At 37.5% G+C, this 15,040-nt stretch carries 14 protein-coding genes; 3 read left to right on the top strand and 11 right to left on the bottom strand.

Features of this window, described 5'->3' with window-relative positions; translation table 11 throughout:
* Positions 1 to 463 precede the first annotated feature (463 nt).
* Together AB5M32_RS05760 and AB5M32_RS05755 are read left to right on the top strand one after the other, a co-directional pair.
* Positions 464 to 715, top strand: coding sequence for a hypothetical protein (locus AB5M32_RS05760; protein WP_256736250.1), 252 nt, complete (start codon positions 464 to 466; stop codon positions 713 to 715).
* 228 nt (positions 716 to 943) lie between these two features.
* Positions 944 to 1,126: a hypothetical protein gene (locus tag AB5M32_RS05755; protein ID WP_368024363.1), complete on the top strand. Its 183-nt coding sequence runs from the start codon at positions 944 to 946 to the stop codon at positions 1,124 to 1,126.
* A 393-nt stretch (positions 1,127 to 1,519) separates the two neighbouring features.
* Here the strand turns inward: AB5M32_RS05755 and rplI are convergent, their stop codons facing one another.
* Complete coding sequence (gene rplI, locus AB5M32_RS05750) at positions 1,520 to 1,972, bottom strand: 50S ribosomal protein L9 (protein WP_010720494.1); 453 nt, start codon at positions 1,970 to 1,972, stop codon at positions 1,520 to 1,522.
* A 5-nt stretch (positions 1,973 to 1,977) separates the two neighbouring features.
* The gene (locus AB5M32_RS05745; RefSeq protein ID WP_063626389.1) at positions 1,978 to 3,951 is read right to left on the bottom strand and encodes a DHH family phosphoesterase; all 1,974 of its coding nucleotides are present in this window, start codon (positions 3,949 to 3,951) and stop codon (positions 1,978 to 1,980) included.
* A 238-nt stretch (positions 3,952 to 4,189) separates the two neighbouring features.
* Between AB5M32_RS05745 and AB5M32_RS05740 the strand changes: the two genes are divergently transcribed.
* Entirely contained in the window at positions 4,190 to 4,597 is a 408-nt protein-coding gene (locus AB5M32_RS05740; protein WP_063626388.1) for a hypothetical protein, read from the top strand.
* A gap of 147 nt (positions 4,598 to 4,744) precedes the next feature.
* Here AB5M32_RS05740 and rpsR read toward each other — a convergent pair whose 3' ends face one another.
* The 9 genes from rpsR to dnaA all read right to left on the bottom strand — a co-directional run bounded on the left by rpsR (position 4,745) and on the right by dnaA (position 14,951).
* A complete protein-coding gene (gene rpsR / locus AB5M32_RS05735) occupies positions 4,745 to 4,981 on the bottom strand; it encodes a 30S ribosomal protein S18 (protein WP_002288370.1) in 237 nt (78 codons plus the stop codon).
* Between the two features lie 25 nt (positions 4,982 to 5,006).
* A complete protein-coding gene (gene ssb / locus AB5M32_RS05730; RefSeq protein WP_010720497.1) occupies positions 5,007 to 5,519 on the bottom strand; it encodes a single-stranded DNA-binding protein in 513 nt (170 codons plus the stop codon).
* Between the two features lie 51 nt (positions 5,520 to 5,570).
* Positions 5,571 to 5,870 (bottom strand): 30S ribosomal protein S6, encoded by a 300-nt coding sequence (rpsF, locus tag AB5M32_RS05725; RefSeq protein WP_010720498.1) that lies wholly within the window; start codon positions 5,868 to 5,870, stop codon positions 5,571 to 5,573.
* Between the two features lie 399 nt (positions 5,871 to 6,269).
* Positions 6,270 to 8,768 (bottom strand): DNA gyrase subunit A, encoded by a 2,499-nt coding sequence (gene gyrA / locus AB5M32_RS05720; protein ID WP_010720499.1) that lies wholly within the window; start codon positions 8,766 to 8,768, stop codon positions 6,270 to 6,272.
* A gap of 19 nt (positions 8,769 to 8,787) precedes the next feature.
* Positions 8,788 to 10,734 (bottom strand): DNA topoisomerase (ATP-hydrolyzing) subunit B, encoded by a 1,947-nt coding sequence (gene gyrB, locus AB5M32_RS05715; protein WP_010736776.1) that lies wholly within the window; start codon positions 10,732 to 10,734, stop codon positions 8,788 to 8,790.
* Entirely contained in the window at positions 10,735 to 11,856 is a 1,122-nt protein-coding gene (gene recF / locus AB5M32_RS05710; protein ID WP_034697664.1) for a DNA replication/repair protein RecF, read from the bottom strand.
* Positions 11,843 to 12,085, bottom strand: a complete 243-nt coding sequence (gene yaaA, locus AB5M32_RS05705) for a S4 domain-containing protein YaaA (protein WP_010720502.1) — start codon at positions 12,083 to 12,085, stop codon at positions 11,843 to 11,845. Before yaaA ends, recF begins: the two co-directional genes overlap by 14 nt.
* Before the next feature lie 211 nt (positions 12,086 to 12,296).
* Positions 12,297 to 13,427 carry a DNA polymerase III subunit beta gene (gene dnaN, locus AB5M32_RS05700; RefSeq protein ID WP_010720503.1) on the bottom strand — a complete coding sequence of 377 codons (1,131 nt, stop codon included), beginning with the start codon at positions 13,425 to 13,427 and terminating at the stop codon, positions 12,297 to 12,299.
* Positions 13,428 to 13,616: 189 nt separating this feature from the next.
* The gene (dnaA, locus tag AB5M32_RS05695) at positions 13,617 to 14,951 is read right to left on the bottom strand and encodes a chromosomal replication initiator protein DnaA (protein ID WP_010720504.1); all 1,335 of its coding nucleotides are present in this window, start codon (positions 14,949 to 14,951) and stop codon (positions 13,617 to 13,619) included.
* Positions 14,952 to 15,040: the final 89 nt, after the last annotated feature.

Here is a 15,040-nt window from a genome sequence, read left to right as displayed (position 1 = left end):
ATATCGCTCCTTGTCTTCAATTGCTTTATTTTACAAGAAAATCGTAAAAAAGTCACTTTAAAAAAGTGAGTTTAATGGTTGCTTATCTTTCGAAATCAATAAAAGAGACAGTCAATGTCAAGAATAAGTACAGAAAATACACACGTAAATCCAGCAAAATCTTAAACTAGCAAAAACTTTGAGAACGAAGACCCCTTGATAAAGTTAACAACTATAAAAAGTATATCAGTCAAGTAATCCTTTACGCTAGTACCAAACTAGCTATATGTTCAATAGGTTTTATCATAATCGAAAAAGAAAAAAAAGGAAACTTTTTTATTTTTTCCTATTTTTTCATTTTTGACAAAAAATAGATCACTTATGATTATTTAATACTATATACTATTGATTGTGCTAGAATTCATTACAGAAAACGTTTTCTAGTCCGCACAAAAAATTTTAGGAGGAAGTTTGTCATGAAAAAATGAAACTCGTTGCTATTTTATTGTCTTGTCTGTCTTTATTTGGATCTGTAGTACCAGGAGTAACACAAATCGTTGATGCAGCTGAGAAAACCGCTAGTGTACCAGCTGAAAACCATTTTCAACTAGATAAAGTCACGATTGTCGAATCCAATGAATTATACAAAAATTTTGTGCAAGAAGTGAATCGTCCAGAGATCAAACAACAGTTAATGAATCAGCCAGACTCAGCAGAAACAAAAGCTTTGATCTAGTCTCTTATCTTAAAATATGATGGCGCTGAAGTCCACTATGCTTATGGTGACAATACGTTCGCACGAGGACTTTACGATACTACCGGGTGGTCAGAAAAATTTGTTAATGGTGGTATCAACGATTATGCCACTAGTAAGACAGGATTAGCTAATTGAAGAGACTATTTAGGTTTTTGTTCTGTTGGTTTAGCAGTAAATGGTGCGGGTTATGGTGCTGTAATTGGTGGTGTGATTGGAGCTGTAGTTGGGACAATTATTGGTGCTGCAGTATTAGCCAAACGTTGCGATCAAGGTCAAAGTGATGTAAAAACAATGATTAGTAAAAATAGATCAAATGGAGGAGTGCGGATGACTTTAACAGCAGAATTTCCGATTTGCAGTTTAACGTCACAAACGCAGTGTAGTATATGAGACTGGGAACTTTATTAATTTATTCAACAATCCTTGTGATGATATTACTATTTTTGAAATATCGCAAGAAAAAATAATCTAAGCTTAAAGAGTCTAGGGCATGAACAAAAAAATCTGGTTAATGTCCCACTTTTTTGATCTAGGGTATTAAAAAGCACATAATCTTGTAAGAATAAAGTAGCTAAAATCAATCGAAAAGAAAGTATGCTTTCTATACCATCCTATCAAATATCTTTACCATTAAATGAAGAAAATCAGCCGGATTTTGACATGATTCATCAAAATCCGGCTGATTTTCTTTTTGAAAAGAACTCTCAATCTCTGCGATCATTTCTCAACAAGTCCTATTACAGAACCTGAAGAGACTGCTAACAGAAATGATTGGTGAGGTAGCTATTCTGCTACCACATGCACTTTGATCGTTGCAGTCACTTCATGATGCAATTTGACTGGTACGTTCGTGTAACCTAACGTACGGATTGGATTATTCAATTCGATTTTTCGTTTATCTAGTTTTACTTTGTATTGCTTGTTCAATCCTTCAGCAATTTGTTTTGAAGGGATTGAACCGAATAAACGTCCATCTTCACCAGCTTTGGCTTTCAGTTCGACAACCGTTTCTTCTTTTTCTAAAAATCCTTTTAGTTCTTTTGCTTCTTCTAAAATTTCAGCTTCTTGTTTTTCTTGTGCCTTTTTTTGTCCAGCTAATTGGCTAATACTACTTTTATTTGCTTCTTTTGCCAAATTATTTTTTAATAGGAAATTTTGTGCGTAACCATTCGGTACTTCTTTAACGTCACCTTTTTTTCCTTTACCTTTTACATCTTGTAAGAAAATGACTTTCATATCCATTACTCCTTATCATATAATTGATTCCTATTTTCTTTGATTGCAGCAAGTAAACGCTGTTTGGTTTCTTCTACTGTGACACCTTCCAATTGGGTCGCTGCATTGGTGAAATGACCGCCGCCGCCAAGAGACTCCATGATCACTTGAACATTGATCGTGCCCGAACTACGAGCACTGATCCCGACTAGCCCGTCCGTTCGTTTCGTGATGACAAAAGCCCCATTGATATTGATCATTGATAAGAGGGTGTCTGCCGTTTTCGCAGCGATCACACTATTATATTCCTTTTCATCTGTCCCAGCTGCTACGACAATATCTGAAGTTACATATTCGCTCTGTGCAATCAAATGGCTGATTTCCAAATAGGTTGCTAAATCTGAACTCAATAAATATTGTACTAGGGAAGCATCCGCACTACAAGACCTTAAATAACTTGCTACATCAAAAGTTCGTGCCGTTGTGCGTACATTAAAACTGTTCGTATCAACAGTCATGCCTGCCAATAACAACGTCGCTTCAAAACGATCTAAGCGATTCGTGCGATTGCTTTGATACTGAATTAGTTCTGTCACTAACTCTGAAGCAGAAGAAGCAGAAGATTCGATATACGTCAACAGCGGCTTACTTGGGAACTCCTCCCCACGTCGATGATGATCAATAATAACGATCTTATCAAATTGCTCATATAGGCTCTGAGAGATCGATAGCGAGGGTTTGTGGTAATCCACCATAACTAGCAGGTCTTCTTCTTTTTTAAGCTCCATCGCTTTTTTGGGCGAAATCAGCTGTGCTTCTAGTTCAGGGTGTTTATGAATTTCCTCTAAACATCGTTCTACGTCTGGAATAATCTCGTTTTCATCAAGTACGATATACGCTTTTTTTTGATTGAAACGAGCTAAGCAACTTACCCCAAATGCTGAACCAATGGCATCCATATCGGGGAATTTATGCCCCATGATAAATACATCACCAGTTTCAGTAAAAATCTTACGAAGCGCAGTACTCATTGCTCGTGACCGCACACGGGTTCGTTTGACTGACTTAGCTGATTTTCCTCCATAGTAAACAGGTTTTGCTCCCTCACGTAGTTCTTTCACGACAACTTGGTCGCCACCTCGAACTAGAGCAATGTCCAAATTATTTTGGGCTTCTCCCCCAATTTCATCTAACGAATCTTGCCCGTAAGCAATCCCCATACTTAGAGTAATTGGCAAATTTTGTCGCTCTGCTTCTGCACGTAAACGATCCAACAGATCAAATTTTTTGTCCATCATTTTTTTCAAATCAATCATTTGTGCTACAAAGAAAAAGCGTTCTGCAGTGATCCGCTTAAAAAAGACATGGTATTCATTCATCCAATCAGACACCATTGTAGTCACAAACGAATTGAGATAAGAAATTTCTTTGTCATCTAACTTATCGATAGCATCTGCATAATTATCAATTGATAAGATACCAATCACTGGTTGGCTGTTGGTTTGATGGAGCTTCAACAATTGATTTTGAGTGATATCGTTGAAATAAACGACCCCTTTTACTGTATCCATTTCAAATTGAAAGGTTCGATCTGCTAAATATACTTGTTTTTTCTTTTTCTCTTTTGCCGTAAAGAAAGCATCTAATAGTTCTTCTTCTGTTAAGCTACTTTGATCTTTGATTTTTAAGGCGAGTGGGTTCAACCATTCAATTTTTTGGCTTGTTGGTTGGTACGCAATCACTCCTACTGGCATCACTTCGGAGACATAAGCAAGATTGTTCTCAGCCACCGTTGAGGCTTGTTGGATTTTTTCACGATTTTTTATCATTAGCCATCGTTTTAATTTCAACCAATAACGTAAGCCAAAAAGGTTCATCAAAAGCACAACCAAAGCGCTAACAAAACGAAATGGCATAAATAATACAACCAGTACTTCAAGCAATAGAAATAAAAAAATGAAGAGAGGTCTAGGGGTTAAGTTTTCTTTTTCTTTTTCCATCTTCTTCCTCCCATAGTTGATTAGTTTAATTTTACCATAACTTCCCGTATTCAAGCGACTAAACAAATGCTTGATTATTTAACTGAAAATACTTTTCACTGTATTAAAAAAAATGGTAGAATAACTTGTTTTCAACCTTGAAATGACAGTTATCATCTAACCTCAAACCGAAATAAAGCAAATTATTACTACTTTGAATGTTCAAATGAGCAATTCAGAAAAGGCAAAGGAGCATTATATGAATAAAATGAACAAATTAAGCTTCCATCATATCGGTAAACCAATCGATCTGGAAGAAATCAAAGATCACCCAGGAACAAAGTATAGTCCTTTATTCGATATGTACTCACTGGATGTGAAAAATTCTTTATCTATGCCAATCGAACTCCATGCCTTTGGTCCCGATTGTCGTCTTGATCCAATCATTCAAAAAGAAGCACATGTTGCTTTTACAGTCGATAACATTGAACTAGCATTGAAAGGACAAGAAATCATCATGCCTCTTTATCAACCTTTCGCTGGCTACCGTTGTGCAATGATCTTAGTCAATCAGCAACCGATCGAGTTGATTGAGAGCAGCTTGTCGGAAAGTCAGATTTGGGGAGATGGAATTTTTAAAGATAGTATTCTTTATCCCCAATCCTAAACGAAAATCGTGGATGCTTTTCTCTATGATTCTTCTAAGTATAGATGACACTCTTTTTTTTGATAATAAAACATCTAAACATTCATTCTCAAAAAGTAAAAAACGAGGGAACGGTAGTAAAACCATTTCCTCGTTTCATTATTTCAATTAATCTTCACTTACGAAAGGTAGTAAGCCCATGATACGTGCGCGTTTGATAGCAACAGTAATTTTACGTTGGTTTTTAGCGCCTGTACCTGTTACACGACGTGGCAAGATTTTTCCACGTTCTGAGATAAATCTTTTTAGTAATTCAATATCTTTATAATCGATATATTCAATATGGTTAGCAGCAATATAGTCTACTTTACGACGTTTACGTCCGCCTCTTCTTTGTTGTGCCATTCTATTTCCCTCCTATCAAATTCGTTTAGAATGGTAAATCATCGTCTGAAATGTCGATCGTTGAACTTGAACCAAATGGATCAGAATTGTCACGATCAAAATCAGGCATACCGTTGGATGATTGAGATGTTTGATTATAGTTATTACTTCCGCCAAAATCATTTGTCGATTGACCAGAGCTTTGGTAACCGCCAGTTTGTTGACGATTTTCAGATGCAGCACGACTTTCCAATAATTGGAAGTTTTCAGCAACTACTTCTGTTACGTATACACGTTGTCCTTGCTGATTATCATAAGAACGAGTTTGGATACGTCCAGTAACTCCTAAAAGAGTCCCCTTACGAGCATAGTTTGCTAATGTCTCTGCTGATTTACGCCAAATCACACAATTAATAAAGTCAGCCTCACGATTGCCGTTTTGGCTAGTAAAATTACGATTAACAGCTAAAGTAAACGTTGCTACTGCAGTGCCACTTGATGTATATCGTAAATCCGGATCTTTAGTTAGACGTCCAACTAGTACAACATTATTAATCAAAAGATTCATCTCCTCTCATCGTTGTTCTATTGTTCCACATGAAACAATAAATTATGCTTCTTCTTTCACGATCATGTGACGAATGATATCGTCGTTGATTTTAGCAAGACGGTCAAATTCATTGACAGCAGTTGCAGATGATGGAGAAGACACTTTAACGATGTGATAGATACCTTCACGGTAACCGTTCATTTCATACGCTAAACGGCGTTTTTCCCAATCTTTAGATTCGATAACTTCAGCTCCGTTATCTTTCAAGATTGCATCGAAACGTTCGATTAAAGCAGTTTTTGCTTCTTCATCAATGTTTGGACGAATAATGTACATGATTTCATATTTCGTATTTTCCATTGATTTTCACCTCCCTATGGACTTTCGGCTCTTAGATTCCCAAGAGCAAGGAGAGTTTTCTAATAAATTAGACTACTCACAATCTTTAATTATACACGTATAGAGTGAAAAAAGCAATAAGCTGAAGGGAAAATAGTGTAGAAAGAAGTTTTTAATAAAATGCTTTACTAAATGACTGCCGAAAGTTCTCTTTTTGAATCTCTTGAAAAACACGATCTCCTACAATAACAAAGTATAAAAACTACAAGAGCTATTCGTAGGTGGATTCTTTTTTATGTTGCAAAAGAATCCATAAACATAAAACAATAATAAGCCACAACCTCCGATAATCATTGTGTATCGGAGGTTGTGGCTTATTTTTACAAGCTTCCCATCGCTGAGACAAGCCCTGTTTTTTGACTATTCTTCTGTTTTATCTATTGTGGTATCTTCCACGGTCTCTGTTGGTGTCTCAGTTTCTTCTGTGCTTTCTGGCTCGACGGCCGCCATTGTCACAACCTTCGTATCAGCTTCCATTTTGATCAAACGTACGCCAAGTGTAGCACGTCCAGTTTGAGAAACAGTTGAGACATTGAAACGAATAATAACGCCTTTATCTGTGATCAGCATGATATCTTCTGTTCCAACAATCGTGGCTAGTCCAGCTAATGGACCATTTTTTTCAGTGATATTGGCTGTTTTGATCCCTTTACCGCCGCGACCTTTCACTGGATACTCTTTCACTTTCGTTCGTTTACCATAGCCTTTTTCAGTAATGATCAAGACTTCATGATTTTCATTCATCAAGGCAGCACCAATCACATAATCGTCTTCTCTTAAACGAATACCTCGAACTCCTGACGCTGTCCGTCCCATGTCCCGAACAGCTCCTTCCGCAAACGTTACCGAATAACCATCATGTGTACCAATGATAATGTTTGATTGACCATCTGTTAACAACACGTTGACTAATTCATCGTCTTCTTTTAAGCCAATCGCAATCAATCCATTACTGCGGATATTCGCAAAAGCAGTTACGGTGGTCCGTTTCACCGTTCCTTGACGAGTAGTGAAGAAGAGGTAATGTCCTTCTTGAGCTTCACCGGTGACTGCAATAATTGCTTGAATTTTTTCACTTGAATCGATCCCTAACAAGTTAATGATCGGGATTCCTTTCGCAGTTCGACCATATTCTGGAATTTCATATCCTTTGGCACGATAGACTTTCCCGTTATTGGTAAAGAACAGCAAGGTGTCATGTGTCGAACAAGAGACAAGGTTTTTGACGAAGTCATCGTTATGCACGCCCATTCCTTGTACACCACGTCCACCACGACGTTGTGCTCTAAATTCATTGTTCGCTAAACGTTTGATATACCCATTGTTCGTGAGTGTAATAACGATTTCTTCTTCTTCGATCAAGTCTTCATCTTCAAGACTTAAAACTTCACCCACTAGTAATTCTGTACGACGTTTGTCACCAAAACGTTGGTTTAATTCTGCTAACTCTGTTTTGATGATTTCGGTCACACGTTCTGGACGAGCAAGAATATCCGTTAAATCTTCGATCAATCGTAATAATTCTTGGTATTCATTTTCGATTTTCTCACGTTCTAAACCAGTTAGACGACGTAAACGCATATCTAAGATCGCTTGTGCTTGTCGATCAGATAATTCAAAACGATCAATCATCGTTGTTTTTGCTTCATCGTCAGATTTAGACCCACGGATAATTGCAATGATTTCATCAATATGGTCCAATGCGATCCGTAAACCTTCTAAAATGTGAGCTCGTGCTTCTGCCTTTTCTTTTTCAAAAATCGTTCGGCGAGTGATCACTTCACGCTGATGCTCTACATAGTTTTCAAGTATTTGTTTAAGACTCAGTACTTTAGGAACGCCTTTTTCAATGGCCAGCATATTGAAACCAAATGAATTTTGTAATGAAGTCAACTTATACAGGTTATTTAAAATAACCGAAGCACTTGCATCACGGCGGATATCGATAACGATCCGCATTCCTTCACGGGAAGACTCATCACGCAAATCCGTAATTCCTTCAATCCGTTTATCGCGGTGTAATTCAGAGATTCGTTCGATCAATTTTGCTTTATTGACCATATAAGGAAGTTCCGTTACGATAATTCGTTCTTTGCCATTAGGCATCTCCGTGATTTCTACTTTTGCTCGAACAGTTATTGAGCCTTTCCCCGTTTCGTAAGCACGGCGAATACCTGATTTACCCATCACGAGACCACCGGTTGGAAAATCGGGACCAGGTAAAACTTCCATCAATTCATTGGTTGTTACTTCTGGATTTTCCATCAATAGATCGATCGCTGCTACTACCTCAGATAAATTATGAGGGGGGATATTCGTCGCCATACCAACTGCGATCCCTGTTGTTCCGTTAACTAGCAGATTAGGAAAGCGTGCTGGAAGTACGACTGGTTCCCTTTCTGTATCGTCATAGTTACTTTGGAAATCTACAGTATTTTTATTGATATCCCGTAGCATCTCCGTGGCAATTTTACTCATACGTGCTTCGGTGTACCGCATCGCAGCTGCTCCATCACCATCGACAGAACCAAAGTTACCATGTCCATCCACTAGCATGTACCGATAACTAAATGGTTGTGCCATCCGTACCATGGATTCATAAATAGCACTGTCTCCATGGGGGTGATACTTACCCATAACATCCCCAACGATTCTGGCAGATTTTTTATGGGCTTTATCTGGGGTCACACCCAATTCGTTCATCCCGTATAAAATACGGCGATGAACAGGTTTTAACCCATCTCGAACATCCGGTAGTGCACGAGCAACAATAACACTCATCGCATAATCGATGAAGGAGTCTTTCATTTCGCTAGTTAGATTGACATCATGGATGTTCTCTCTGATTTCTTCACTCATCTTTTTTCCTCCTTCATGACTAAATATCTAAGTTTTTCACATAATGGGCATTTTCTTCAATGAATGCACGACGAGGTTCCACTCGATCACCCATTAACATTTCAAAAATTTGATCAGCTGCGATAGCATCATCCACACTAACACGAGCCATCATACGATTGCTAGGGTCCATCGTTGTTTCCCATAGTTGATGGTCATCCATTTCACCTAACCCTTTGTATCGTTGAACACTTGGTTTTGGTGTAGCTGGTAGAGAAGCAACTACTTGTTTCAAATCTTCTTCAGCGTTTTTACCGGGTTGTACATACGTGATTTTTTTCCCTTGTTTTACCCCGTATAGCGGCGGTTGTGCAATATAAACATATCCCGCTTCAACAATTGGGCGCATATAACGATAAAACAAGGTTAAGAGCAATGTTCGAATATGGGCACCATCGACATCGGCATCCGTCATAATCACTAATTTGTGGTAACGAGCTTTGGAAACATCGAAGTCTTCACCGAATCCTGTTCCCATAGCGGTAAATAAAGAGCGGATTTCTTCATTGGCTAGAATTTTATCCATACTTGCTTTTTCAACATTTAAGATTTTCCCACGAATCGGTAAAATTGCTTGAAATTCACGATTTCGCCCTTGTTTTGCTGAACCGCCGGCAGAATCTCCTTCGACGATGAACAATTCGCATTTTTCTGGATCATTACTTGAGCAATCCGCCAGTTTACCAGGCAAATTACTGATTTCTAATGCGCCTTTTCTTCTGGTTACTTCACGGGCACGTTTCGCTGCTAGACGTGCTTTAGAAGCCAACAATCCTTTTTCAATGATTTGTCGTCCAACACTTGGATTTTCTAACAAGAATTTCATGAAATGCTCGCTAAACAGACGATCTGTTACTGTCCGAACTTCAGAATTACCTAATTTTGTTTTGGTTTGCCCTTCAAATTGTGGATCTGGGTGTTTGATCGAAATTACTGCGGTCAGTCCTTCCCGCACATCTTCACCAGTTAAGTTATCATCATTTTCTTTCATCAATTTTTGTTTACGTGCATAGTCATTGATCACACGTGTCAACGCTGTCTTGAAGCCAGATTCATGCGTACCACCTTCATAAGTATGGATATTATTTGCAAAACTCATGATGTTGGAGTGGTAACCATCGGTATATTGCATGGAAACTTCTACCGTGATGTCTTGTTGTTCTCCTTCTAAATAAACTGGCTCTGGAAAAATGACCGTTTTATTTGCATTCAAATATTCCACATAGCTCTTGATCCCACCGTCATAATGGTACTCTTTTACTACTGGAGATTCTTCTCTCTTATCTTCAATCGAGATCTTCATTCCCCGGTTCAAGAATGCTAATTCGCGGATACGGGTCGCTAGCTTATTAAAATCAAAAACTGTTGTTTCCGTAAAGATTTCTGGATCTGGTATAAAATGAACAGTTGTCCCGTTTCGATCGGTTTGTTCAATAATCTTCAGATCATCGACAACAGCACCACGACGATATTCCTGATAGTACACATTTCCATCTTTGTAGACTTTTACATCAAGCTGAGTGGAGAGCGCATTTACAACCGAAGAACCTACCCCGTGAAGACCACCAGATACTTTATAACCGCCTCCGCCGAATTTCCCACCAGCATGGAGTACCGTAAACACCGTTTCTACCGCTGGACGACCAGTTTTGGCTTGGATATCAACGGGGATACCTCGGCCATCATCGATGACAGTAATACTGTTATCTTTTTCAATTATTACTTGGATTTTCGTCGCAAATCCTGCTAGGACTTCATCGATAGAGTTATCAACGATTTCCCATACTAAGTGATGTAATCCTTCCGAACTTGTGGAGCCGATATACATACCAGGACGTTTTCGAACGGCTTCAAGTCCTTCAAGAACTTGGATCTGACTGGCATCATATTCTTTTGCACGTTCTACTAAACTTTTTTCATCTGTCATTTAGCCTTCTTCTCCTTTTATTTCCCCTTGCTGAACATAAAAAATCTCTGGTTCAACAGTCATTTTGTTTTTTACATGATCAAGTGTCGTTGTTGTTAAGAAAGTCTGTACCTTTCCTTCAATCGTTTCTAGTAAATGTAGTTGGCGATTATCATCTAGCTCACTCATTACATCATCAAGTAAAAGAATTGGATACTCCCCAGTTTCTTCTTTGATCAAATCAATTTCAGCCAACTTAACACTTAAAGCAGTGGTCCGCTGCTGTCCTTGAGAACCATACGTTTGCACGTTTTTTTGATTGACGAAAAAAGAAAGATCATCACGATGTGGTCCAATTGTCGTTGTTCCGCGAAACATATCTTTCTTTTTGTTTTGATTCAACAATTCTAAAAATTGTGTTTGGATCTCTTCTTGTGTTTGTGTACTTAAAGAAGAAAACGAGGTGACATATTCAATCTCTAATTGCTCTTTTTGATGGGTGATTTGTTGGTGCAATGTATTTGCCCAAAATTCCAGTCGTCGAACAAACTGTGCACGTGCTTTCAATACTTTACTTCCAAATTCAGCTAACTGTTCAGATAAAATATCTAAATAAAGTAAATCTGTTTGTTTTTTTTCATTCAGTTGTTTCAAATATTGATTTCTTTGTTTTAGGATACCTTGATATTGAACCAAATCGTAAAGATAGATCGGATTGATCTGTCCTAACTCCATATCAAGAAATTTTCGCCTGATCTGCGGACTACCCTTTACTAATGAAAGGTCTTCAGGTGCAAATAAAATGACATTTAATTGACCAACATAGCTACTTAATTTTTTTTGTTCGATATGATTGATCTTTGTTTTGCGTCCCTTTTTTGAAAGAAGGATCTCCAAAGGAATCTTAGAGGTTCCTTTTGTCACTTCGCCCTGGATCAGTGCTTGCTCGCCTTGCCATCCGATCAATTCTTGCTCACTGCTGGTACGGTGACTTCTCGTCATAGCCAAAACATAAATACTTTCCAAAAGATTCGTCTTACCTTGGGCATTTTCTCCTAAAAAAATGACAAGGTTTTTAGTAAACGTAATCTTTAATTCCTGATAGTTTCGATAATTTTTTAGATACAGCTTATTCAGCCTCATTATCGTTTATTCCTTTTTTTACCATAAAAAAAGTTCCCACTTCTGGAACTTCAACCATCATGCCGGGATAAAGTTTTCGTCCACGACGATTCTCTGGTTCGCCGTCTACCAAGACAGTGTTTTCAGCTAAATACCATTTTGCTTGTCCACCACTGCTAATTACTGTGACTTCTTTTAGCATTTGACCCAACGTCATAAATTCTGTTTTTAGAATGACTTGTTGTTTCAATGTTCATCCCTCATTTTCATTAATAAATGTATACTCTATTATACCTTTTTTTAGGCAATAAAACAAATTTATCCATATATTTTTCCATATAAGACGATTTAAGCGAAAAAAGGTGTTTTAAACAAAAATAAACAAAAAGCCTTAAAAGTGATTTTATGGCTTTTTGTTTATTTTTTGTTTTTTTCATTACTTTTTCAAAATGATATACAGATTAGTTCGTACGTACTGGTGTGATTAACTGGATAAATTGAACACCATCTTCTGTTGGTTCTAATGTAAACGGACGAATAGAAGAAATAAATTTCACTTTGATACTCATATCACCAAACGCACGTAACGCAGCTTTCATGTAATCAGGGTTAAAGGAAATATCCAAAGGATCCCCACTACTTGCCACATAATTCAGACTTTCTTCTACTTTTCCGATTTCAGGTGAGTTTCCATATAGAATCACCGCATCTGATTGGATGGATAAACGAACGATATTATTACGTCCTTCATGAGAAAGTAATGAGGCACGTTCAATCGCTGCAAGGAAACTTGGAACAGAAAATTCTACTTCTGTGTTGAAGCTTGAAGGAATCAACCGATTCGTATCGGGGTAGTTTCCTTCCAACAGACGGGAATAAAAATACATGTTTTCTGTTTTAAAGAGTACTTGGTTTTCCATGATACTGATCTCAACGATTTCTTCTTCATTTGTCAATGAACGAGATAATTCAGTCAGACTTTTACCAGGAATCACGATATCAAAATGATCAGCTGCTTGTTCAACTGGAATCACTCGTTGGCTTAGACGGTGGGAATCAGTTGCGACAGCCAAAAGAGAATTTCCTTCTAAAATAAAATGGACCCCTGTTAGAATTGGACGACTTTCATGTTGTGAGACAGCGAATACTGTTTCATTGATCAATTTCGTTAAGACATGTACCGGTAATTTCATTTGATTATGGCTTTCAACGACAGGTAAATGAGGGTAATTGTCTGCATCTAACCCATTGACTAAGAAGTTGGCTTTTCCTGAAGTAATGGCTACTTGTTTATTCTCTAAGACTTCAAGAGTAAAGGTGTCTTCTGGTAAGCGACGGATAATTTCACTAAAGAAACGAGCTTGTAACACAATTGCTCCAGTTGATTCAATTTGCATTTGGGCTTTTTCATTTTCAACAGATAAAAAAGTTTCAATAGAAATATCTGCATTACTCCCAGTTAGCGTTAATCCTTCTTGAGTCAAAGTAATTTTGACTCCAGTCAAGATTGGAATAGTGGTTTTACTTGAAATAGCACGTTGAACAGTTTGCAATTCTTGCATAAAACTTGCTCGATTTAAAGTTACTTTCATGTTGTGTCTCCTTTAAGCGTTTATTTATTATTAGTTAATATATAAATAATAAAAGTATTAGGTACTGTTGATTCTGTGGAAAACTAAAAAAATGCAAGAAATAAAAGAAAAAACAGCTGTGGAAAATCTGTGTATAACTTTTAGGCTTTTTTTGATTTTATCCACAAAGCGTTTTTTCGTTTTTCAAAGTTAATTTAATAAGAAATTTTTGATTTCGGATACTTCATTTTGCATGCTGACACTTGATTCCATTAATTGCTGGATTTTTTCGTGAGCATGAATCACTGTTGTATGGTCTTTCCCACCAAATTCAGCACCAATTTTTGGTAAAGAGCTATCCGTTAGCTCTCTTGCTAAGTACATAGCGATTTGTCTCGGTACAACGATTGATTTGACACGTTTTTTTCCTTTTAGGTCTTTTAACTGAATATGATAATATTTCGCGACTTCTTCTTGGATCTGTAAGATAGATAATTGTGGATGACCTTTACCAGATTTTAGTGTTTTCAGTGCATCTGCAGCTAAACTAGTTGAGATATCTTCACTATTCATCGCAGCAAATGCTTGAACGCGAACGAGTGCTCCTTCTAATTCACGGATGTTTGAATCAATTTGTCCGGCAATGTAACTCAAGGTATCATCGGGTATTTCCAAACGTTCGGCTGCTGCTTTTTTACGTAAAATCGCAGTTCTCGTTTCTAAATCGGGTGGTGTGATATCAACTGACAATCCCCACGCAAAACGTGAAACCAAACGTTCTTGTAATTTTGGAATCTCATTTGGTAAACGATCACTCGTCAATACAATTTGTTTTCCTTCATTGTAGAGTGCATTGAAAGTATGGAAAAATTCTTCCTGTGTTGCTTCTTTTTCAGCAAAGAATTGAATATCATCGACCAGCAAAAGATCGACGTTTCGGTATTCTTGGCGAAATTCCTCTGCAGTTTTATTTTGGATCGAGTTAATAAAGTCATTGGCAAATGTTTCACTACTAACGTATTTGACCTTTGCATCAGGCTCGCTTAACAACATTTGATGTCCGATAGCATGCATCAAATGGGTTTTACCAAGGCCGACACCACCATAAAAGAACAAAGGATTATAAATGGAACCAGGGTCTTCTGCAACGACTAAAGCTGCCGCATGAGCCATTTGGTTTCCTTTACCGATAACGAAGGTATCAAATGTATATTTTGGGTTCAACATCGCCTTCTTTATTGGATTTGCAACAGGTATTTTAGGACTTTTGATTTCTTCGACGACTTCTTGCTCCACCTCTTCACCAGTTACAAACCTTGGAATGATCTCTTTTCCAGTTAGCATGTAACCAACTTCAACAATTTTGGTTGTTAGATTCTTTTCCCAATATTCTTTATGAATTTTACTTGGTACTTCGACGACTAATTGACTCTGATCCAATGAACGTGGATGAGCGGTTTCGATCCAAGTATTATAGCTCGCAGGTGAGAGATCCTTTTGATAAGTTGTTTTTAATTCGTTCCATAAAGCATCGAGGGATACCATATAAGGCTTCCTCCTTCATTAAAAAGTGAATAACTAGTACTAATTTATCATTTTTTCATATAGTTTTCCACAGAAAGAGCAGAAAAAAT

It is taken from the genome of Enterococcus sp. C57 (assembly GCF_040887305.1).
Classification (GTDB): domain Bacteria; phylum Bacillota; class Bacilli; order Lactobacillales; family Enterococcaceae; genus Enterococcus_B; species Enterococcus_B hirae.
Note: the sequence above shows the minus strand (reverse complement) of the source record. Positions and strands in the feature narration are given on the sequence as shown.